The sequence below is a fragment of the Actinoplanes missouriensis 431 genome, assembly GCF_000284295.1.
In the GTDB taxonomy this organism is placed as follows: Bacteria; Actinomycetota; Actinomycetes; order Mycobacteriales; family Micromonosporaceae; genus Actinoplanes; species Actinoplanes missouriensis.
On the sequence record NC_017093.1, the window covers coordinates 4,192,814 to 4,212,835 of the forward strand.

The window sequence follows — 20,022 nt, forward strand, 5'->3', positions numbered from 1 at the left end:
GGCCGGAGATCACGGGAGTGTGACCGGTGTCGCCAGGATGGCTGGGCGGCTGCGGGCGATCGAGCGCCACGCGGCGGAAATCACCCGCCGGATGGCAGGGTCACCGCCGGGCCGCCGGTGTTCCGGCCGTGGACTCCCGGACCACCAGATCGCACGGCTGGCGGTGGACGCCGGGGGACGGCCGCCCGCCGAGCGCCGCGACGAGGTGGCGGACCGCTGTCGCGCCGAGCCGCTCCAGGTTCAGGTCGACCGTGGTGAGCGGTGGGCGGCAGTCCGCGGCGAACTCGGTCCAGTTGTCGTAACCGACGAGCGCCACGTCGTCGGGGATGCGGCGGCCCCGCTCACGCAGGGTCTGCGCCACCCCGGCGGCGATCTGGTCGTTGCCGCAGAAGATCGCGTCGGTGTCCGGGGCGGTGGCCAGCAGTTCGTGAGCGGCGTCCCGGCCCCAGCGCTGCGACCACTCACCGTAACGCGGCCGGCCTCCGGCCGGGCGCAGCCCGTGACCGCCGAGGACCGCCAGCAGGCCGTTCGCCCGCGCGCGGGCGGCGCGGTAGGCCGCCGGGCCGGTGAGATGCGCGATGTGGCGGCGGCCGATGGCGACCAGGTGCTCGGTGGCCAGCCGCGCGCCTCCCTCGTCGTCGGCGACGACCGAGGTGTCGGCGTCGTGGTCGGACTCGGTGTAGGCGTAGACCACCGGCACCGGCAGGTCGCGCGGCAGGGACGGCCGCAGGTCGTTGTCGTAGCCGAGCACGAGGAAGCCCTCCACCTGCCGGGCCAGCACGGTCAGCTGGTCCCGCTGCCGGCCGGCGTCGCCGCGCGCGTCGCAGAGCAGCACCGACATCCGCTCGCCGGCGAGCCGCTCGATCGCGGTCTCCGCGCCGAGCAGGATCGGCATGGCGAAGCGGCCGCCGCGCTCGTCGGTGAGCAGCCCGATGGCCGGGGTGCGTCCGCCGGGGGAGAAGGACAGCTCGGCGGCCGCGCGCAGCACGCGCTCCCGGGTGGCCGCCGCGACCTGATCCCGTGCATTGATCGCCTTGGACGCCGTGGCGACCGAAACACCGGCGCGGCGGGCCACGTCGGCGAGCGTCACCGCCTGGCTGCGCCGTCGTCCCATCGCTGCTCCCAGCAGGTCGGCCGTTTACGGGAATCTATTCGTAACACGATGAACACCTTGCCGAAAACCTTTTCGTAGGGCAGCCTCACCGGCAGGCGGAAGCACCACTTGGGGCACAGGGACGGAGCCCGCCCGGCGATCTCGCACACCCCGATGTCGGCGGGCGCAATCTCATCCAAGACATCGATAGATGTCGATCAAGGAGGTTCCGTGAGGATACGCGTCATGATCGCCGTACTGCTGGCGGTCGTCATGGTCCCGGCCGCCGCACAGGCCGCGCCGCCCACCTGGAGCCCGCCGTCGAACCTGGTCACCCCGCTGCACCAGGTCTGGCAGCACCAGGAGCAGACCTACAACAACGGCAATCTGTACGGATTCCGCAACTACGGCTGGGACCAGATCATGGCCAACCGTGGCTACGTCAACTACTGCGTGCGCTGGGACTCGGCGGCGACCGTGACGGCCGCCCAGCGTGACGCCGTCCACGCGGCCCTGGCCCGGCAGCACAAGAAGTGGATGGACGAGCTGGTCGGGCACAATGCCTGGCCGTACACCGATGTGCCGGTCCGGGTCGTCGGCTGGGCCGTGCGCAACCGTTCCCAGCTGCAGTGGAGCGACACGTCGGTGGACATCTACGTGAACGACATCAGGGAGAACGCCCCGCAGTGCTCGGTGCCGTGCGGGCGCTTCTTCAACCAGAACGGGCAGTACCCGAACTGTCCCGGCGGATACACCCGGCACTACGACCAGTCACTGTGGCTCACCGACGGCTTCGGCGGCGGCGCGGGCGGCGACTGGGGTCAGCGGATGGGCCGCGAGTACTTCATGAACAACATCAACGCGGCGAACATGACCATCCTGCTGCACGAGATCGGTCATACCTGGGGTCTGGACGACTTCTACGACTGGACCCCGAGCGGCGTCAGCAACTTCATCATGCGCGCCGGCAGCTCACCGTCGATCACCGAGTTCGACGCCTGGATGCTCCGGGACTGGTGGCGGCACCTCAAGAGCCGCTACGGCTACTGACCTGTTTCTCCGGGCCCCGGTTCCGGCCGGGGCCGACCCGGTCCGTCGTTTCGTTGTTAAGGAGCGCCATGTCGGTCAGAAAGTGGCTGGCCGGCGCGTGCGGGGTGATCACGGCGATCGCCGTGGCCGCCGTGCCCGTGCACGCCGCCAATCCGATCATCACCAGCATCTACACCGCCGACCCGGCGCCGCTCGTGGTCGGCAACATGATGTACATCTACGCGGGCCGGGACGAGGCGCCGGCCGGCACGAACAACTTCGTGATGCGCGAATGGCACGTGCTGTCGTCGACCGACGCGAACACGTGGACGCATCACGGCGCGCGGGCGAACATCGCGACGTTCCCGTGGGCGGGGGCAGACGCGTGGGCCAGCGAGGTGGAGCCGCGCAATGGCCGGTACTACTGGTACACGTCGGTCAACGGCAACGGGCCCGGCTGGATGAACATCGGCGTGGCGGTCGGTGACTCGCCGCTCGGGCCGTTCACCGACGCCAAGGGCGGGCCGCTGATCAGTGACAGCACGCCGAACTCGTCGGGACTCAACATTGATCCGACGGTGTTCGTCGACGACGACGGCCAGGCATACATGTACTGGGGCGGATATTGGGTGCCGCGTGCCGTCAAGCTGGCCGCCAACATGATCGACACGGTGGGCTCGGTCGTGACGCCGCAGGGCCTCACGAATTACTGGGAGGCGCCGTGGATGTTCAAGCGCAACGGGCTGTACTACATGATGTACGCCGCGAACGACACGAACGGCTGTGTCGTCAACACGAACTACGCGTGCCAGCGGTATGCGACAGCGACGAATCCACTGGGGCCGTGGACGCATCGCGGGATCGTGCTCGGTCAGGTGTCGTCAACGACGAATCACGCCGGGATCGTCGAGTTGAATGGACAGTCGTACATCGTGTACCACACGGCTGACGCGCCGGGTGGCGGTGATTTCCGCAGGTCGGTGGCGGTCGACAAGCTGAACTTCAACGCTGACGGGACGATCCAGCGCGTCGTGCCGACGACCGGCGGCGGCGGTAGTGGTGGCAGTGGCACGAACATCGCGCCGGGTGCGACGTCGTCGACGTCGTATGTATCGCCGTGGGAGAGTCTGGCGGCGATCAACAACGGTGGGACGCCGGTCAATTCGCAGGACCGATCAAGTCAGGTGTACGGCAACTGGCCGCAGCAGGGCACGCAATGGATCGAGTATCAGTGGCCGTCCGCACGGTCCATCAATAGATCGTCGGTCTACTGGTTCGACGACAACCAGGGCATTGACTTGCCGGCATCGTGTCAACTGCAGTATTGGAACGGCAGTCAATATGTAAACGTTGCCGGCCAGTCGACATGTGGAACGACTGCACATGTTGACAACGTGATTACGTTCAACACCGTCAACACCACACGTCTTCGGCTCCAGATCACCGCGCGCAGTGGCTACTCCACGGGCGTGCTCGAGTGGAAGGCGTTCCAGGCATGAACGCGCGATCACTCCGCACGGCCGGTCGCCGGCTCGGTGCGTACACCACCGGTCTGCTCTTGATCGTCGCCGGTCTCACCGTCGCGTCGTCGCCGGCGCAGGCGGCCCAGACGATCGGCTATCCCACGTTCGGCAATGCCGGATCGATTCCGGCGCCGCCGGTCGGCTACTCGACCGGCGACACCATGCGAGCCATCTACGACGCCGAGTCCTCCGGCACCGACTTCTGGATGGACCGCCTCCTCGCCCGCACCGGCAACGACCCGGCCGGCACCTGGCTCATGACGCGCGGCCGCGCCGCGTTCATGTACACCCACAACCCCGCGGTGATCGGCTTCGGCGGCAATGCCGCGTACTGGGACAACATCAGCAGCCAGAACGCGTACGCGATCACTGCCTCGCCGGGCACGTTCACCGAACAGGTCGCGCAGCGACGCCAGACGCCCAGCCACTGGCGCAGTGTGCACACGAGCGGATCAATACGTCTCGACGTCACCAAGTTCATCACCGACAACAACGTGTTGATCACCAATATCGCCGTCGTCAACACGGGCACGGCGTCGGCGACGATCAATATGAACGCGACGTCGCCGTATGCCACCACGGTGAGCGGCAACGAGTTGACCGGCACCCGAGCCGTCAAGAACAACCTGACGACCCTCTACCCGCGCCTGTCCGGCGACGGCTTCACCGCGGCGAGCGGCGCGCTGAGCCGTTCCGTCACGGTGGCGGCCGGGGCGACGGTCACCGTCAAGGTCCAGCTCGGCATGATCACCAACGAGATACCGCAGTCGCGGACCGAGTACGACGCGTACCGGGCGCGGACGGCGGCCGACGCGTTCGCGACGCACGTGCGGGCGTACAACAAGTGGTGGGCCGACAACGTGCCCTACATCGACGTGCCGGACGCGGCGATCAAGAAGAACATCTACTACCGCTGGTGGCTGATGCGCTTCAACCACCTCGACGCGGACATCCCCGGGCAGGACTTCCAGTTCCCGCAGTCGATCGAGGGCGTCACCGGCTATAACAACGCGATCGCGCTGACTCAGCCGATGCACATCGACGACCTGAAGTATCTGCGCAGCCCGGAGTACGCCTACGGGCCCTATCTCGCGGTCGGCCAGTACTCCGCGAACGGCCGCTTCGTCGACAACCCGGGCGACCCGGAGAACTGGTCGAACTCGTACACGCAGTACATCGCGGAGGCGGCCTGGCGGGCGTACCAGATCCATGGTGGACAGCCGGCCATGCTGACGAACTTCGCCCGGTACGCCGAGGGCGACGCGAAGGGGCAGCTCGCGACGTACGACACCAACAACAACGGGGTGATCGAGTACAACTGGGGCGCGATGACGGGCAACGACGCCGACGCGGTGTCGTTCCACTGGCGGGAGGGCAACCTCGACCGGGCCGAGACCGCGTACGTGTGGAGCGCCGCCAACGCCGCGCGGGACGCCTACACGCTGCTCGGCAACACGACCAAGGCGACCGAGATGCAGACCCTCGCCGACCGGATCCGCAACGGCGTGATCACCACGCTGTGGAACCCGTCGCGGCAGCTCCTCGAGCACAAGCACGTGGCGACCAACACGCACGTGCCCTGGAAGGAGATCAACAACTATTATCCGTACGCCGTCGGGCTGATGCCGAACACCGCGCAGTACCGCGAGGCGCTGCGGCTGTTCGCCGATCCCGCGCAGTACCCGATCTTCCCGTTCTACACCGCGAACCAGGTCGACAAGGCCGCCGCGGCCGCCGCCGGGAACCCGGGCAGCAACAACTTCTCGACGATCAACTCGACGGTGCAGTTCCGGCTCTACTCGCAGGCGCTGCGCACGTACCCGAACTCGTGGATGACCGCCGAGGACTACAAGAAGCTGCTCTACTGGAACGCCTGGTCGCAGTACGTCGGCGGCAACACGGCCTGGCCGGACGCGAACGAGTTCTGGGCCGACTGGAACGGCAGCGCGATCAATTACCGCTCGTGGATCCACCACAACATCCTCGGCAGCAGCAACTGGACGATCATCGAGGACGTGGCGGGCCTGCGGCCGCGCAACGACGCGCAGATCGAGCTGTCGCCGATCAACATCGGGTGGTCACACTTCGCGGTCAACAACCTGCGGTACCGCAACGCCGACCTGTCGGTGGTCTGGGACGACCCGGCGGACGGCGTGGCCCGGTACGCCGGAGTGCCGCAGGGCTATTCGATCTTCCTGAACGGGACGCGCGTGGCGACGGTCAATCAACTGGTGCCGTTCACCTACAACCCGGCGACCGGCGCGGTCACCACGAGCGGAACGGTGTCGTACAGCGCGGCGTTCGCCGGCCTGCAGCCGCCGCAGAACGTGGTGCAGAGCAGCGCCCGGGTGGTCGACGTGTTCCGCAAGGCCGGTGTCGACCTGACGTCGACCACGGCGAACCTGGCGTCCGGCGCGACGGCGTCCGCGTCCTACACGGCGTCCGGCACGACGACGGCCGGCGCGATCGACGGGTTGCCGACCACGTCGCCGCTGTGGGGCAGTTACGGCAGCACCAACGCGACCGACTGGTATGAGATCAACTTCGGTACGACGCGAACTGTTGACGAGGCGTGGGTGTACTTCCGCAACGATCGGGCCGGCAATCGATACCGGCCGCCGACTGCGTACACCGTGCAGTACTGGAACGGCTCCGCATGGGTTGACTCGTCAACTCAAGTCAAGTCACCGGCGGCGCCGCAATCCAATTTCAACAGAGTCAACTTCACCGCTGTCACCACGTCGCGGCTGCGGATCGTGTTCACCCAGCCGTCCGGCAGCGCCAAGGTCGGCCTGACCGAGGTGAAGCTGTACAACCGGGGCACCGTCGCGCCGCCGAACCCCAACGTCGCGTCGTCGGCCACACCGAGCGCGTCGTACACCTCGGCGTGGGAGAGCGTCGCGGCGATCAACGACGGCATCGACCCACCGTCGTCCAACGACACCGTCAACCCGCGGTGGGGGACCTGGCCCAACACCGGCCAGCAGTGGGCCGAGCTGACCTGGCCGTCAGCGGTCACGCTCCAGCGGGCGCAGATCTACTTCTTCGACGACGGTCAGGGCATCGACCTGCCGGCGTCCTGGAAACTGCAGTACTGGAACGGCAGCGCCTATGTGGACGTGCCGTCGCCCAGCGGCTATCCGGTCGCCGCCAATCAATACAACGCCGTCACGTTCGGACGGATCAATACGACCCGCCTGCGGGTCGCGCTGACCAGCGGCAGCGCATCCGTCGGACTGCTGGAGGTCAAGGCGTACGCCAGCTGAGACAGCGGCACTCGTGGGCCGGGGGCGACCCCGGCCCACAACGCCGGGTCACGACCCCGGCCCACAACGCCGGGTCACGGCCCTCGGCCCGACGGGCCGGGTCACGACCCCCGGCCCACGGGCTGCGTCACGCCGGCGAGGTCGTCATCGCCAGCTCGCCGTCCGCCGCCGTCACATAGACCGTGTCCCCGGCGGAGATCGCGCCGGCGAGCAACTTCTCCGACAACTCGTCGTCGAGCAGCCGCTGCACGGTCCGGCGCAGCGGCCGCGCGCCGAACTGCGGCTGGTGACCACGCCCGGCGAGCAGGTCGATCGCCGTGTCGGTCAGCTCCAGGTCGACGTGCTGGGCGCGCAGCCGGGCCCGGCTCTGCTCGACGAGCAGCGTCGTGATCTGGCGCAGCTGCGCGGTGTCGAGACCCTGGAAGAGGATGATGTCGTCGATCCGGTTCAAGAACTCCGGGCGGAACCGCTGACCGAGAAGGCCCATCAACTCCTCGCGGAGATCCTCCACGGACAGCCCGCTCGCGGTCGCGCTGAGGATGCGGTCGGCGCCCAGATTGCTGGTCATGATCACAACGGTGCTGGCGAAGCTGACGGTGCGTCCCTGACCGTCGGTGAGCCGGCCGTCGTCCAGGAGCTGCAGCAACGTGTTGAAGACGTCCGGATGCGCCTTCTCGATCTCGTCGAAGAGCAGCACACTGTACGGCTTACGGCGTACCGCCTCGGTCAGCTGACCGGCGTCGGCGTAGCCGACGTAGCCGGGCGGCGCACCCACCAGGCGGGAGACCGTGTGCCGTTCCTGGAACTCGCTCATGTCGAAACGGATCATCCGGTCCTGGTCGCCGAAGAGCGCCTCCGCCAGGGTGCGGGCCAGCTCGGTCTTGCCGACCCCGGTCGGGCCGAGGAACAGGAACGAGCCGTCCGGCCGCCGCGGATCGGCCATCCCGGCGCGGGCCCGGCGCACCGCCCGGGCGACGGCGCCGACCGCCTCGTCCTGCCCGATGACCCGGCCGTGCAGGTGCGCCTCCAGCGTGAGCAGGCGTTCCTTCTCCTCCCGGCTGACCCGGGAGACCGGGATGCCGGTGCGGCGGGCCACCACCTCGGCGATGTCGACGGCGGTCACCTCCGGCACGATCCCGTCGTTCTCGTCGGCGATCCGGGACAGCTCGTTCTGCGCGATCTCCAGTTCGGTGGTGATCCGCGCGGCGCGGTCGTAGTCCTCCGCGGCCACCGCGCTGTCCCGGTTGCGGCGCAGCTCCGACAGGCGATCCTCGACGCGTCTGGCCGCGGGATCCGGGGTGCGGGCCTTGAGGCGTACCCGTGCTCCGGCCTGATCGATCAGATCGATGGCCTTGTCCGGCAGGAACCGCGACGGGATGTATCGATCGGACAGTTCGGCGGCGGCGACCAGCGCCTCCTCGGTGATCCGCACCTGGTGGTGTGCCTCGTAACGGTCCCGCAGGCCGCGCAGAATCGCCACCGTGTCCTCGACACCCGGCTCGGCGACCAGGATCGGCTGGAAGCGGCGCTCCAGGGCCGGGTCCTTCTCGATGCCGGTGCGGTACTCGTCGACGGTGGTGGCGCCGACGACGTTCAGCTCGCCGCGGGACAGGGCCGGCTTGAGGATGGTGCCGGCGTCCATCGAGGAGTCGCCGGCCGCTCCCGCGCCGACGATCGTGTGCAACTCGTCGACGAAGAGGACGACGCCGGACTCCCGTACCTCGTCGATGACCTTCGTGAGGCGTTCCTCGAACTCACCGCGGTACTTCGCGCCGGCCACCATCCCGGCCAGGTCCAGGGCGACCAGCCGCCGGTTCGCGAGGGTCCGCGGCACGTCGCCGGTCACGATCCGCTGGGCGATCCCCTCGACGATGGCGGTCTTGCCGACACCCGGATCGCCGATCAAAACCGGATTGTTCTTGGTACGCCGGGACAGCACCTCGATCGTCTGTTCCACCTCGTCGGCACGGCCGATCACCGGGTCCAGCGTCCCGTGCCGAGCCTCCTCGGTGAGGTCGCGGCCGTACTCGTCGAGCGTCGGCGTGGTGCTCGGCCGCTGCGGCGCCCGGCTCAGCGGCAGCGTCCGCGGATCGGCGCCGACCAGCCGCCGCAGGATCCGCCCGGCCGGGGTCTCCGGGTTCGCGGCCAGTCCCAGCAGCACGTGCTCGCTGCCGATGTACGTGGAACCGGCCTCCCGTGCCTGCCGGTGCGCGTCGAGCAGCGCGCGTTTCGCCGCCGGGGTCAGGGACAGACCCGGCCCCGCCGCCCGCGCCGGGGTCAGATACTGCCGGACTTCGTCGACCAGCCGGTCCGGGTCGGCGCCGAGCCGCTGCAGCAGTTGCCGGCTCCCCGGCAGCTGCGCGGCCGCGGAGAGCAGGTGCTCGGTGCCGAGGTCCGGGTTGCCGGACTTCGCGGCCTGCTCGGCGGCATGGTCCACGAGATCCCGGGCGTCGCTGGAGAGCAGCCGGGTCAGATCCACCCGCTGAACCGGGCGCTCCGCGCCGAAGAACCGGCTGAAAAGATCATCGAATCCGCTCATCGGAGACATCGACATGGCACTTCCCTTCCCGAAGCCAGCCTCTGCGATCGAGGCTGCCCACCCGGGCCGGATCCGCCATCAGTCGGTTTACTGCTCTGCTCCGATCATCGCGGCGATCCGGGCGGCGTCGCCCCAGGAGAGGGTGAAGCCGGCGCCGCCATGGCCGTAGCAGGCGAAGACCGGACGGCCGTGGCCGGGGACCGGTTCGACGCGGACGCTGGACCGGCCCGGACGCAGACCGGCGGCGCGGGACAGGATGGGCTGGCCGGTCAGCTCGGGGACCAGGGCCCGTGCCCGGCGGAGAATGGCCTCCTCGGTCGCCGGGTCGGGCCGGGTGCTCCAGTCGCCGTGCTCGCCGGTGCCGCCGCAGACCACGTCGTCGCGGCGGGGGACCACGTAGGTGAGGCCGTCCGGGTTGTCCTCGTCGGTGATCCAGTCGGTGAGGCCGGGGTTGGCGAGCCGGACCACCTGGCCACGGATCGGGAAGACGCCGGTGTCGCCGAGGAGTTCGGCCGACCGGATGCCGGCCGCCACGACGACCACCTCGTCGTCGGGCACCGAACGCACGGTCGCGGTTCGGACCCGTACCCCGAGATCGTGAATTGCCGTGCGCAGCCAGGTGAGATAGACGTCGGTCTGGATCAGGGGCACCACGCAGCGCACCCCGTCGGGCCGGATCGTGTGGCCGGGGACGGCGCTGGTCCACGACAGATCGGCGTCGGGGCGGCGGGTGATCACCGTTCCGGTGCGCATGTGGACGCCGGTCTCGGGCACGGCGGCCAGCCGCTGGAACCGCTGGTAGGCGACGGACGCCGACTCCAGGACCGCGGGCGAGCGGCGCACGTCGTGCGGGAACCAGATCGCCGCGGCGACCGCGGACACCCCGGCGGTCGCCGGCTCCGAGGCCAGGATCCGCACGCGGTGGCCGGCCGTCGCCAGCTCGTGCGCGATGCTCATGCCGACCACGCCCGCGCCCACCACCGTTACGCTGCTCACAGGCACCAACCATAATGGTCGATGGGGGTGACGAGATTACCGGCGATCAGCTGCGGCGCATCGAAGCGGCGATCCTCGATGCCTATCGCAGTACGGATGATCTTGAGCGTCTCCTGCTCTTCTTCCTCAATCGGCGGCTGTCGCACCACGCCGACCTGCGCCGGCCGCTGCCGATGGTCGTGTTCCAGCTGATCCAGGCGGCGGAGAGCGAGGGCTGGCTGCGGTCGTTGATCCAGTCGGCGGTCGCGGACCGGCCGGGGAACGGGATGATGCAGGCGCTGGCCGAGCCGAGCGGACCGGCGGCTCCGGACGACCACCGGATGCTGGACACCGCGTTCTTCGACCTCGACCCGATCAAACGCGCGATCGTGGCGGCGAAGCGGCGCGACCGCGGACGGGTGCTCGGGTTCGGGCTGCACAGCGCCGAGGAATCGGTGGTCCGGAAACTGTGCTCGTGGTTGCCGCACTGCCTCGGCGAGACCGAATGCAAGTACTGGCTCAGCCTGCGCCCCGACATGGGCACCGTGGACTACCAGCTCAAGCAGATCCTCGACTACCGGCCCGACCTGGACCTGGCGAACGTGGTCTGCCCGATTCTGATCGACGGGGCGAGCGCGCCGGCCGTCGCCGCGTTCTGGGACGGGATCCGCGGGCACTTCGGGGCGCACGAGTTCACGTTCGTCGCGTTGTTCGTCAACGTGGGCGGCCGGCCGGGCGACTATCCGGACGGTGTCGTGGCGCTGCCGGCCCCGGCCGCCGACGAGACCGACCTGACGCTGTGGGCCCAGCAGATCGTGTCCCGCAAGGGCTGGCCGCCGATGCTCGCCGACTTCTGGGCCACCAAGATCGCCGGCCAGTGCGCCAGCGGCGACGACCTCGACATGCGGCGGCTGTTCGAGGCGATGGACCGTTCGATCCGTGACTTCCGCCGGGCGCCGGTGGAGTTCAGGCAGCACCTTGAGGAGTGGGGGAGCCGTGCAGACCCGTCACCGTGTTGACACCTCGTTGTGGTTCAACCCGGACGAGACGCTTCCGCCGTCCCGGACCGTCCAGGGTGTCACGGTCGAGCAGGAGCCGTACCGGTTCACGCCGCAACTCGCCTCGGCGGTGAACCTGGCGATCAGTCTCGGCCGGCCGCTGCTCGTGCAGGGCGATCCCGGTGTCGGGAAGACGCGGCTGGCGCACGCGATCGCGTACGCGCTCGGGCTGCCCCTGGAACAGGCGCACATCAAGTCCACCAGCAGGGGACGGGACCTGCTCTACCAGTACGACGCGGTACGCCGCCTGCACGACGCGCAGCTGCGCCGGTGGGGCGGCAAGGGGAACGACGCCCGGGAGTACGTCCGGCTCGGCCCGCTCGGGCGGGTGATCGCCCGCGCCCACGAGGGCCACCGGTCGGTGCTGCTGATCGACGAGATCGACAAGGCCGACCTGGACTTCCCGAACGACCTGCTGCGCGAGCTCGACGAGCTGGCGTTCACCGTCGACGAGGTTCCCGGCTGGGGGTACGCCGTGCCACGCGACCGCCCGGATCTGCGGCCGATCATCGTGGTCACCAACAACGAGGAGAAGGCGCTGCCCGGCGCGTTCCTGCGGCGCTGCGTCTTCCACTACATCGAGTTCCCGGACGACCCCGCCGACCTGGACGCGATCCTCACCCTGCACGAGGTGACCCGGCCGGACCTGCGGGAGGCGGTGATCGACATGATCGGCCGGCTGCGGCAGATCGACTTCGCGCGGCGGCCGGGGCTCAGTGAGCTGCTCGACTGGGCCGGGTTCCTGCAGGCCGTCGGGATGCCGGCCGAGGAGGTGGCCGGGCTGCCCTACCCGGAGGCGCTGCTCAAACAGCGCGCCGATCAGGCGCGGGCGGCGGAACGGCTCGGCCGGCGGTGAGTGAGCCCGCGGCAGCGCCCGAGTTCGTGCGGCAGCTCGTCGTGCGGCTGCGGCGGCGCGGGCTGCCGATCGGCGTCGACGACTGTCTGACGCTGCGGGCGGCGCTCTGCGCGGGCTTCGGGATCGCGTCGGCGCGCGAGTTCGAGGTGCTCTGCGTCAGCCTGTGGGCGAAATCGGTCAGCGAGCAGGAGACGATCCGGGCGGTGCTGGCCGCTGTGGACGTCCCGCGGTGGGACGACGTGGTGCCGGTGGAGGCTCCCGGCGCGGTGGCCGAAACCGTGAATGCCGGCAAAGACGCGCCGTCCGAACCGATGGCCGAGACCCCGGTGCCCACCGACACGCCGGCACCCCGCGACCTCCCGACCGTCCACCGCATGACCGGCATGTCCCTGATGCCCCCGAGCACCGGACAATTCGACTCCGGGCTCACCGTGGCCCCGCAGTACCCCCTGACCGCCCGGGAGATCGCCCAGACCTGGCGGCGGCTGCGGCGGCCGGTCCGCTACGGCGCCGCCACCGAGGTCGACGTCGATGCCACGATCGACGGGTACAGCCGTACCGGCGTCTTCACCGGACCGATTCTGATCCCGCCGCGCCGCAACACCGCACGGCTGATGCTGCTCGTCGACCGGAACGGCTCGATGACGCCGTACGGGAACTTCGTTCAGCACCTGGTCCGCGAGATCCACCACGCTGGCCGGCTCGAATCCATCGCCACCTGGTATTTCCACAACCTGCCGAGCACCCGCGCCGACACGTCGCTGCTGCGGGAGCTGCCCGACCCGTTCAGCCCGGAACTCGACCCGATCCTGGCGCGGATCGCCCCGTCGGCCGCGGGACGGCTCTACGCGGACCCGGAGCTGACCGAACCCCGTACCCTCGCCTCGGTGTTGGAAGTGACCCCGCCCGGCACGGTGGCGGTGATCATCAGCGATGGCGGGGCCGCCCGCGGCACGCTGCAGACCGCGCGCCTGGTCGGCACGATCGCCATGATCAAGGCGCTGCGCTGCCCGGTCGCCTGGATCAACCCGGTGCCGGCCCATCGATGGCCCGGCACGACCGCCGAGCAGATCGCCCGGCACGTGCCGATGTCCGAACTCACCGCCGAGGGCCTGCACCGGGCCGTCGACGCGCTGCGCGGCCAGCCCCGCCGCACGGAGCGACCGCTGTGAGCACGTGGACCGGCGCCTCGCCGTCGACGAGCCTGCTCTACCAGGCCCGGACCGCGCTCCCGCCGGGCGCCCTCGACCTGGCCTGCCACGCCGCCGTCCCGGCCGTCCTCGACGTCGGGCTGCTGCACCTGCTGAGGATCAACTTCTTCGTCGACCCGCCGACCGTTCTCGGACACGACGTCGAGGCCGAGCTGCTCAACTCCGCGCTGTTCGCCCCGGCCGGCCCGGGCCTCTACCAGGTCGATCCGCAGCTGCGCGGCCTGCTCCTCGCCGGGCTCGACGCGGCCTACGGCATCGACCGCCTGCGGAAGGTCGCGCTACTCCTGGAGCAGTACACCAACCAGGCCGACCCGTGGCAGCCGCGCGAACTGGAGTACGCCCAGCGCCTCACCGCGCTGAGCATCGTCGAACCGTCACGGGCCGCCGACTGGCTGGCGAACGCGCAACAGCAGGCCGCCGGCCGCGAGACCTTCGGCCAGGACTGGTTCGTCGCCATGCGCGAACGCCTCACCGAGTCACCCGGCGACATGGCCGAGACCTACGCCCGCCTCCTCGATCAGCAGCCGACGCCGGACACCGTCCGCGCCCTCGGCCAGCTCGGCCTCCTGCCGGGCGCCCCCGTCGGCGAGATCGTGGAACGCCTGCGCCACCTCGCGGAGAGCGGCGATGCCGCTGTCGCGGCGATGGCGGTCGAGGTCAGCGACACCCTGCGGCCCCTTTTCCGGTACGGGGTTTCACCCGTCCCGCAGAACGAGGACCGTCACGTCAGCCTCCTGAATCTCCTCGCCCTCGATCCGATGGCATTGGCAGACGTGGTGGGCACCGCCTGGCGCCCGCGCACCAACCGTGACTTCCTCCGCGTCCCGATCGGCGAGACGCCCGCCGGCAAGCCCGTGGACCTCGACCTCAAGGAGGCCGCGCAGCGGGGCATGGGCCCGCACGGCCTGGTGATCGGAGCGGGCGGGTCGGGGCGGCACGAGCTGCTGCGCACGATCGTGACCGCGCTGGCGCTCACGCACACCCCGGACCGGGTGAACTTCCTGCTCGTCGACAGCCGCTGGAACACCACCTTCGGCGCGCTGGCCGACTTGCCGCACACCGCCGGCACGGCCACGGCGCTGATCCCCGACCCGTACCTGATCGATCGTCTGGTGGAGGCCCTCGACGGTGAGCTGAACCGTCGCAAGGACCTGCTCCGGGAGGCGGGGAACTTCGCGAGCGCCCAGGATTACGAGCGGTCGCGGCGGGCCGGGCGGGAGCTCGAGAAGCTGCCGACCCTCGTGGTGATCTGCGACGAGTTCACCGAGCTGCTGTCGGCCGGCCCGGAAACCCTCCGGCAGGTGTTCCGCCGCATCGGGCGCACCGGCCGGGCACTCGGCGTCCACCTGATGCTCTCCGCCCGCCGCCTGACCGAGGAGCAGCTCGGTGACCTGGCGACGTACCTGTCGTACCGGATCGCGCTGCGGACCGACGCGGCGTCGGAGTCCCGCCTGGCGCTGGGGACGACTGAGGCCCATGAGCTGCCGGACGAGCCCGGCACCGGGTATCTCAACGCCGGGCCCGGACCGGCGATCCGCTTCCGGGCCGCCCGCCTGACCGGCCCGATCGCGGATTCCCTGGATACGGTCGTCGACATCCTCCGGAACTCCGGACCGCCGGCCCGGCCGGTGTGGCTTCCGCCGCTGACCCGGCAGGCCGCCCTCGACGAGGCGCTCGGCTCGCTCCGCGTGACATCGGAGCACGGGCTGCACGCCGGCGGGCTGCATGGCGAGCTTCTGCTGCCGATCGCGGTGTACGACCAGCCCCGTCAGCAGCGTCAGGACCTGTTCTGGATCGACCTGTCCGGCGACCGCGGCCATGTCGCGGTGGTCGGCGCGCGCCTCGCCGGGAAGTCGCCCGCCATCCGGACGCTCGTCTACGCGCTGGCTCTCACGCACACGCCACGAGAGATGCAGTTCTACTGTCTCGGTGACCTGGCCGGGTCGGCCGGGGAACTGCGCGCCCTGCCGCACGTGGGCGGGGTGGCCGACGACTACGACACGCACCAGGTGCGCCGGACCGTCCTGTTCCTCGAACAGCTGGTGAGCCAGCGGCAGCACGATCGCGACGACGGCGCCTTCGGGATCGTCTTCCTGATCATCGACGACTGCGCCCTCTTCCGGGAGCGGTTCCCGAACCTCCGGGACGCGGTCGCCGGCCTCGCCGCGGAGGGAGCGGGATACGGTGTCCACCTGATCGTCGCCGCGCGGGACTGGGCCGAGTTCTGGCTGCCCGTGGATGACTTCGGATCGCGGCTGGAACTGCGCCTCGACGACCCGACCACGTCGATCCTGGACCCGCAGGCTGCCCGGAGGGTGCCCCGGCAGGTCGGTCGTGGCATCGTCGCCGCGCCGTCCGGTGCGGTCGTGGACTTCCTCGCCCTCCGACCCGGCCTGAGCGGCGACCAGTGGCCGGACCCGCCGGCCAGGGCGGTGGCCGACGCCTGGACCGGCTCACCGGCGCCGCCGATCCCGATGCTGCCGGATGTTCTGCCCTACTGGATGATCCCGGGCGGCTTCGAACGCATGCGGGTGCCGATCGGCATCGGCGACGAGCGGCTCCAGCAGATCCACATCGACTTCCGCCTGAGTCCGCACTTCCTCGTCACCGGTGACCCGGGCCGGGGCAAGACGTCGTTCCTGCGAGCCCTGGCGGCGACCCTGACCCGCCAGGTCCCGGCCGAGGCCGTCCGTGTCATCCACATCGACCCCATGAACGGCAACGCCGCGCGTCTCATCGCGTCCACGATCGGCATCGTCGAGGAACGGCTGCCCGGCCCCGACGGGAGCCGATATCAGCCGGGTCCGGAGGTGTTCGTCCTCGTGGACGACTACCACGTCCTCGCGGGCGAGCGCAGCCCGCTGCGCCCGCTTGTGCAGCACCTGGTGCACGGCCGTGACATCGGGCTGCACCTGGTGATCGCACACAGGTACACCGACCGGTCCGCGGCCGACCCGGTCCTTCTGCGGTTGCGGGAGCTGAACTCCGCCGCCATGGTTCTCCCCGGACCGAGGACCGAGATGTCGATCTCGGCGGGCTTCGCCGGCCCGATGCCGCGAGGCCGGGGCATCATCAGCGTCCGTGACGAGGAGGTGCAGCTCATCCAGCTCTACCTCCCGCCGACCGGCGAGGATTCGGAGACGTGACGTGGCCATCGACGGCGTGACCGCCCGCCTGCTCAGCGAAGCCCTGCTCGACGCGTTCCTGCCGGACCGCCTCGACCAGATGCTGTTCTACCGGCTCGGCAAGCACCGTCATCGGATCACCATGAAGGCCGACCACGAGTCGATCATCTTCGACCTGATCATGGCGGCCGATGCGGAGGGCTGGCTCCCGCGCCTGGTCACGGCGGCCCGTGAGTCCCGTCCCGCCCATCCGGGCCTGGTGGTGGTCGCCGGGCGCCTGCACCTCACCGCCGACACCGGCGGCCATCTGGAGAGCATCCTCGACACCCGCGCCCCGGACATCCACCCGGCGCGGTTCCGGGCCGCGCTGGGCCTGCTCGAAGGTCAGATCTGCCGGATCGAACGCCGCACACCGACCGGCCCGGCGCCGCTCGGTACCGGCTTCCTGATCGGCCCTGATCTCTGCATGACCAGTTACCACGTGGTACGCCCGCTGATCGACGGCCGGATCGGCAGCGATGACGTGGGGCTGCGGTTCGACTACAAGCACACCGCCACGGCGCTGCCCGGCACGGTCTTCGCGCTCGCCCGTGACTGGCTGGTGGCGTCCGCGCCGAACAGCTCCTTCGAGGACCGTGACGGCGAGTCCGCCGAGCTTCCCGAGCCGGGCGAACTGGACTTCGCGGTCCTCCGGGTGGCCGGTGAACCGGGGGAGCAGCCGATCGGCGTGGACGCCGAACCGGGCGCGGCCCGGCGCGGCTGGATCGAGGCCGTGCACCGCGGCCCGTTGCGCGCCGGCGACGACCTGCTGGTCTTGCAGCACCTCATGGGTGAGCCGTTGCGGCTGGCGTTCGGGCGGGTGTCCGAGCTGAACGGCAACGGCACCCGGCTCAAGCACACCGCGAACACCGAGGCCGGCTCGTCCGGCTCGCCGTGTTTCACTCTCGCGCTGGAGCTCGCCGCGATCCACCAGGCCGGCGACCCCAACCGGGAGTCGTGGCACGTGCCGACCTACAACAGGGCCGTCCCGGCCGCGCCGATCTTCACTGCCTGGCGGGGTTGACCAGTGTTGTCAATACGTCGCGTGTCAACACTGGCTCGTCGATATCGGGATTGACAACAACCCGCATCAACACATCCGGCAGCCGCGGTCAACGTTGTCAACACTTGGCAACGGTGACCACCCGGGCCACCCCGGCCAGCGGAATCGTCTCCAGAGTGCCGTCGTCGGCCCGCCGCACCCGCATCGACCCGTCAGCACGCGAGTTCAGCAGCGTGCCGCAGATGATCGTCTCCTCGGCGGTCGACACCTTGACCAGCGGCGCCGCCGGTTTCGCCTCCGGCAGGAACCAGAGCAACCCGGCCGCCACCGTCAGCAGAGCCAGCGCCACACCCGCCATCCGCACAGCGGTCCGCAGCCGGTCGGCCACCGCCGCGGGCAGCGCCTGCTGATCGGCATGCCAGGCCAGAAGCGCCGTGTCGTCCGCGATCGATCGTTGACGAGGCCAGCCGTAGGCGGCCCGATAGGCGAGGGCGATCGCGACGGCTCCGGACAGGATCGCGAGGGCGACCACCGTACCCAATGAAATGCGTCCGGGAACGCCCAGCTTGCGCACCTGCTCGGCGCCGAACCCGATGCCCGCGACACCGAGAACGCCGAGCAGGGCCGTGATCCCGGCGATCCATTTCTCGGCGGCGCCCCGCAGCCGGTCGAGCTGTCCGGTCTGCGCCACGCGGAACGCCTCGGCCGCCTCGACGAGCTGCGGATCGTCGACCGGCGCCAGGCTCACCGCGCCGTCGTCGCCGACCGTCACGGTCGCCGACCAGCTTCGCCCGCAGCCCTGGGGTGGCTCCGGCGGCTGGCCGCGATGCTCCTTGCCGCAGTTGCAGACGAACGCGACGGTCAGCCCGGTGGCCGGCTCGAACCCCTCCAGCGACGTGCTGGTCAGCGACGCGACCACCCGGGTCGGGTGCCGGCAGGCCGGGCACGGGCCGTCGAGCCGCACGGTCGTGCCGACCCTGGCGCCGCGCCACCCGCCCAGCTGCCCGGACGAGACCGGGACACGATCCGATCGATACGGCAGCTGCGCCATCGTCCTCCCTCGTCGCGATGCATCGACAGCCTACTAAGGCTTGCGGGCCCGGCCCGTGTCCTGAGCGACCAGGGGCTATCGCGCGGTCGCCCGGTCCGGGCGTGCGACGACCGTGAGATCTTCAGGAGGCAGGCCGTGACACTCTTTCGGGGCGGCGGTCGGGGCGACCGGATACGCGGGCGGCCGCAGGCCGTCCTCTGCAAACCCAGTCGTTCGTGGACTTCCTGGTCAACGTGCCGAGCGCCCGCTCGTACACGATGACGATCGGGTACGCGAACGGCACCGGCGCCACGGCGACCCACGGTCTCGCGTACAACGGCGGGGCCTGGCAGACCGTGAGCTACTCGCCCACCGCGGCCTGGGGGGTGTTCGGGTCCACGGTGAGCATGAGCGTCACCCTGCGCGCCGGCTGGAACATGATCCGCCTCGCGAAGGGTTCACCGAACTTCGCCGGCGGAACCGGCTACGCCGAACTTGACTACATCAACCTGTCATGACGTCAATCAACCTGCCGTGACGCATTGATCAACCTGTCGTGCAATATTGACGGCGCCGGGCGGTGAGCCCGGCGCCGTCAATGTTGTCAGGCCTTGCAGCCCTTCTTCTTCTGGTACGCCTTGACCGCCGCGACCGGGCTCTTCTGACCGCCCTTGCGCCACGACGTCAGGTACTTCGCCGGCCACACGACGCCCCGGCGGACCTTCCAGTCGCCGGCCTTCTTGCACGTCGGCGAGATGCCGTAGTGCACGTGGCAGACGTTGCTGGCGTTGCCGGTCTTGCCGACCTTGCCGAGCTGCTGGCCGGATTTGACCCGGACGCCCTTCTTGATGCCCTTGCTCACCGAGCTCAGGTGCGAGCCGTAGTAGCGGACACCGTCGTCACCCTTGATGGAGACGAACTTGCCGCCGTTGTACGGCCCGTCCTTCATGCCCTTCTTGTACTTGTCGACCCGGCTCACCTCGAGCACGACGCCGCTGGTGGTGGCCACGAACGGCTTGCCGCAGGCGGCGAAGATGTCGGTGGCCGGGTACCCGGCGTGTGTCTTGTGGAAGGACACGTTCTTCGCCTTGACCGGGAAGGCGTACTTCACCTTCACGGCCGCGGCGACCGGTGTCATGGCCACCGGCTGGACCACCTGGATCTGTTCGACCGGCGCCGGACCTGCCGCCACCGTTGCTCCACTGCCCCCGAAGCCGGTCAGGGCGACGGTCACGGCCGCCACCCCGGAGAGGCTCTTCAGATATCGCATCGGGA

General features: G+C 69.9%; 14 protein-coding genes. 9 read left to right on the plus strand and 5 right to left on the minus strand.

Annotated features, from left to right (window positions below; translation table 11 throughout):
- Positions 1-100: 100 nt before the first annotated feature.
- Complete coding sequence (locus AMIS_RS19590; protein WP_014444097.1) at positions 101-1,114, minus strand: LacI family DNA-binding transcriptional regulator; 1,014 nt, start codon at positions 1,112-1,114, stop codon at positions 101-103.
- A 210-nt stretch (positions 1,115-1,324) separates the two neighbouring features.
- On the opposite strand from AMIS_RS19590, the gene AMIS_RS19595 reads away from it, so the two are divergent.
- The 3 genes from AMIS_RS19595 (at position 1,325) to AMIS_RS19605 (ending at position 6,911) form a co-directional block, all read left to right on the plus strand.
- The gene (locus tag AMIS_RS19595; protein ID WP_231859353.1) at positions 1,325-2,143 is read left to right on the plus strand and encodes a hypothetical protein; all 819 of its coding nucleotides are present in this window, start codon (positions 1,325-1,327) and stop codon (positions 2,141-2,143) included.
- Positions 2,144-2,247: 104 nt separating this feature from the next.
- Positions 2,248-3,621, plus strand: a complete 1,374-nt coding sequence (locus tag AMIS_RS19600) for a family 43 glycosylhydrolase (protein WP_197538043.1) — start codon at positions 2,248-2,250, stop codon at positions 3,619-3,621.
- Positions 3,618-6,911: a discoidin domain-containing protein gene (locus tag AMIS_RS19605; RefSeq protein WP_014444100.1), complete on the plus strand. Its 3,294-nt coding sequence runs from the start codon at positions 3,618-3,620 to the stop codon at positions 6,909-6,911. The genes AMIS_RS19600 and AMIS_RS19605 overlap by 4 nt, the downstream gene beginning before the upstream one ends.
- Before the next feature lie 127 nt (positions 6,912-7,038).
- Here AMIS_RS19605 and AMIS_RS19610 read toward each other — a convergent pair whose 3' ends face one another.
- Positions 7,039-9,465 (minus strand): ATP-dependent Clp protease ATP-binding subunit, encoded by a 2,427-nt coding sequence (locus AMIS_RS19610; RefSeq protein ID WP_014444101.1) that lies wholly within the window; start codon positions 9,463-9,465, stop codon positions 7,039-7,041.
- Between the two features lie 72 nt (positions 9,466-9,537).
- Positions 9,538-10,446 (minus strand): NAD(P)/FAD-dependent oxidoreductase, encoded by a 909-nt coding sequence (locus tag AMIS_RS19615; RefSeq protein ID WP_157434937.1) that lies wholly within the window; start codon positions 10,444-10,446, stop codon positions 9,538-9,540.
- A 14-nt stretch (positions 10,447-10,460) separates the two neighbouring features.
- On the opposite strand from AMIS_RS19615, the gene AMIS_RS19620 reads away from it, so the two are divergent.
- From AMIS_RS19620 to AMIS_RS19640, 5 genes are read left to right on the plus strand one after another with little or no spacing between them, the layout of a single operon-like run.
- A complete protein-coding gene (locus tag AMIS_RS19620) occupies positions 10,461-11,444 on the plus strand; it encodes an effector-associated domain EAD1-containing protein (protein ID WP_014444103.1) in 984 nt (327 codons plus the stop codon).
- Positions 11,422-12,339, plus strand: a complete 918-nt coding sequence (locus AMIS_RS19625) for an AAA family ATPase (protein WP_157434938.1) — start codon at positions 11,422-11,424, stop codon at positions 12,337-12,339. Before AMIS_RS19620 ends, AMIS_RS19625 begins: the two co-directional genes overlap by 23 nt.
- Positions 12,336-13,511: a VWA domain-containing protein gene (locus AMIS_RS43415; RefSeq protein ID WP_014444105.1), complete on the plus strand. Its 1,176-nt coding sequence runs from the start codon at positions 12,336-12,338 to the stop codon at positions 13,509-13,511. The genes AMIS_RS19625 and AMIS_RS43415 overlap by 4 nt, the downstream gene beginning before the upstream one ends.
- A complete protein-coding gene (locus AMIS_RS19635; RefSeq protein ID WP_014444106.1) occupies positions 13,508-16,696 on the plus strand; it encodes an FtsK/SpoIIIE domain-containing protein in 3,189 nt (1,062 codons plus the stop codon). Before AMIS_RS43415 ends, AMIS_RS19635 begins: the two co-directional genes overlap by 4 nt.
- Before the next feature lies 1 nt (position 16,697).
- Positions 16,698-17,738 carry an effector-associated domain EAD1-containing protein gene (locus AMIS_RS19640; protein WP_014444107.1) on the plus strand — a complete coding sequence of 347 codons (1,041 nt, stop codon included), beginning with the start codon at positions 16,698-16,700 and terminating at the stop codon, positions 17,736-17,738.
- Positions 17,739-17,835: 97 nt separating this feature from the next.
- Here AMIS_RS19640 and AMIS_RS19645 read toward each other — a convergent pair whose 3' ends face one another.
- The gene (locus tag AMIS_RS19645) at positions 17,836-18,768 is read right to left on the minus strand and encodes a hypothetical protein (RefSeq protein WP_014444108.1); all 933 of its coding nucleotides are present in this window, start codon (positions 18,766-18,768) and stop codon (positions 17,836-17,838) included.
- 215 nt (positions 18,769-18,983) lie between these two features.
- Between AMIS_RS19645 and AMIS_RS19650 the strand changes: the two genes are divergently transcribed.
- Positions 18,984-19,265: a carbohydrate-binding protein gene (locus tag AMIS_RS19650; RefSeq protein WP_014444109.1), complete on the plus strand. Its 282-nt coding sequence runs from the start codon at positions 18,984-18,986 to the stop codon at positions 19,263-19,265.
- Positions 19,266-19,351: 86 nt separating this feature from the next.
- Here the strand turns inward: AMIS_RS19650 and AMIS_RS19655 are convergent, their stop codons facing one another.
- A complete protein-coding gene (locus AMIS_RS19655; RefSeq protein WP_014444110.1) occupies positions 19,352-20,017 on the minus strand; it encodes a M23 family metallopeptidase in 666 nt (221 codons plus the stop codon).
- Positions 20,018-20,022 lie beyond the last annotated feature (5 nt).

Coding starts and splice junctions, on each gene's coding strand:
- AMIS_RS19590 (WP_014444097.1), bottom strand. CDS start 1,114: ATGGGACGACGGCGCAGCCAGGCGGTGACGCTCGCCGACGTGGCCCGC.
- AMIS_RS19605 (WP_014444100.1), top strand. CDS start 3,618: ATGAACGCGCGATCACTCCGCACGGCCGGTCGCCGGCTCGGTGCGTAC.
- AMIS_RS19610 (WP_014444101.1), bottom strand. CDS start 9,465: ATGTCGATGTCTCCGATGAGCGGATTCGATGATCTTTTCAGCCGGTTC.
- AMIS_RS19620 (WP_014444103.1), top strand. CDS start 10,461: ATGGTCGATGGGGGTGACGAGATTACCGGCGATCAGCTGCGGCGCATC.
- AMIS_RS19645 (WP_014444108.1), bottom strand. CDS start 18,768: ATGGCGCAGCTGCCGTATCGATCGGATCGTGTCCCGGTCTCGTCCGGG.
- AMIS_RS19655 (WP_014444110.1), bottom strand. CDS start 20,017: ATGCGATATCTGAAGAGCCTCTCCGGGGTGGCGGCCGTGACCGTCGCC.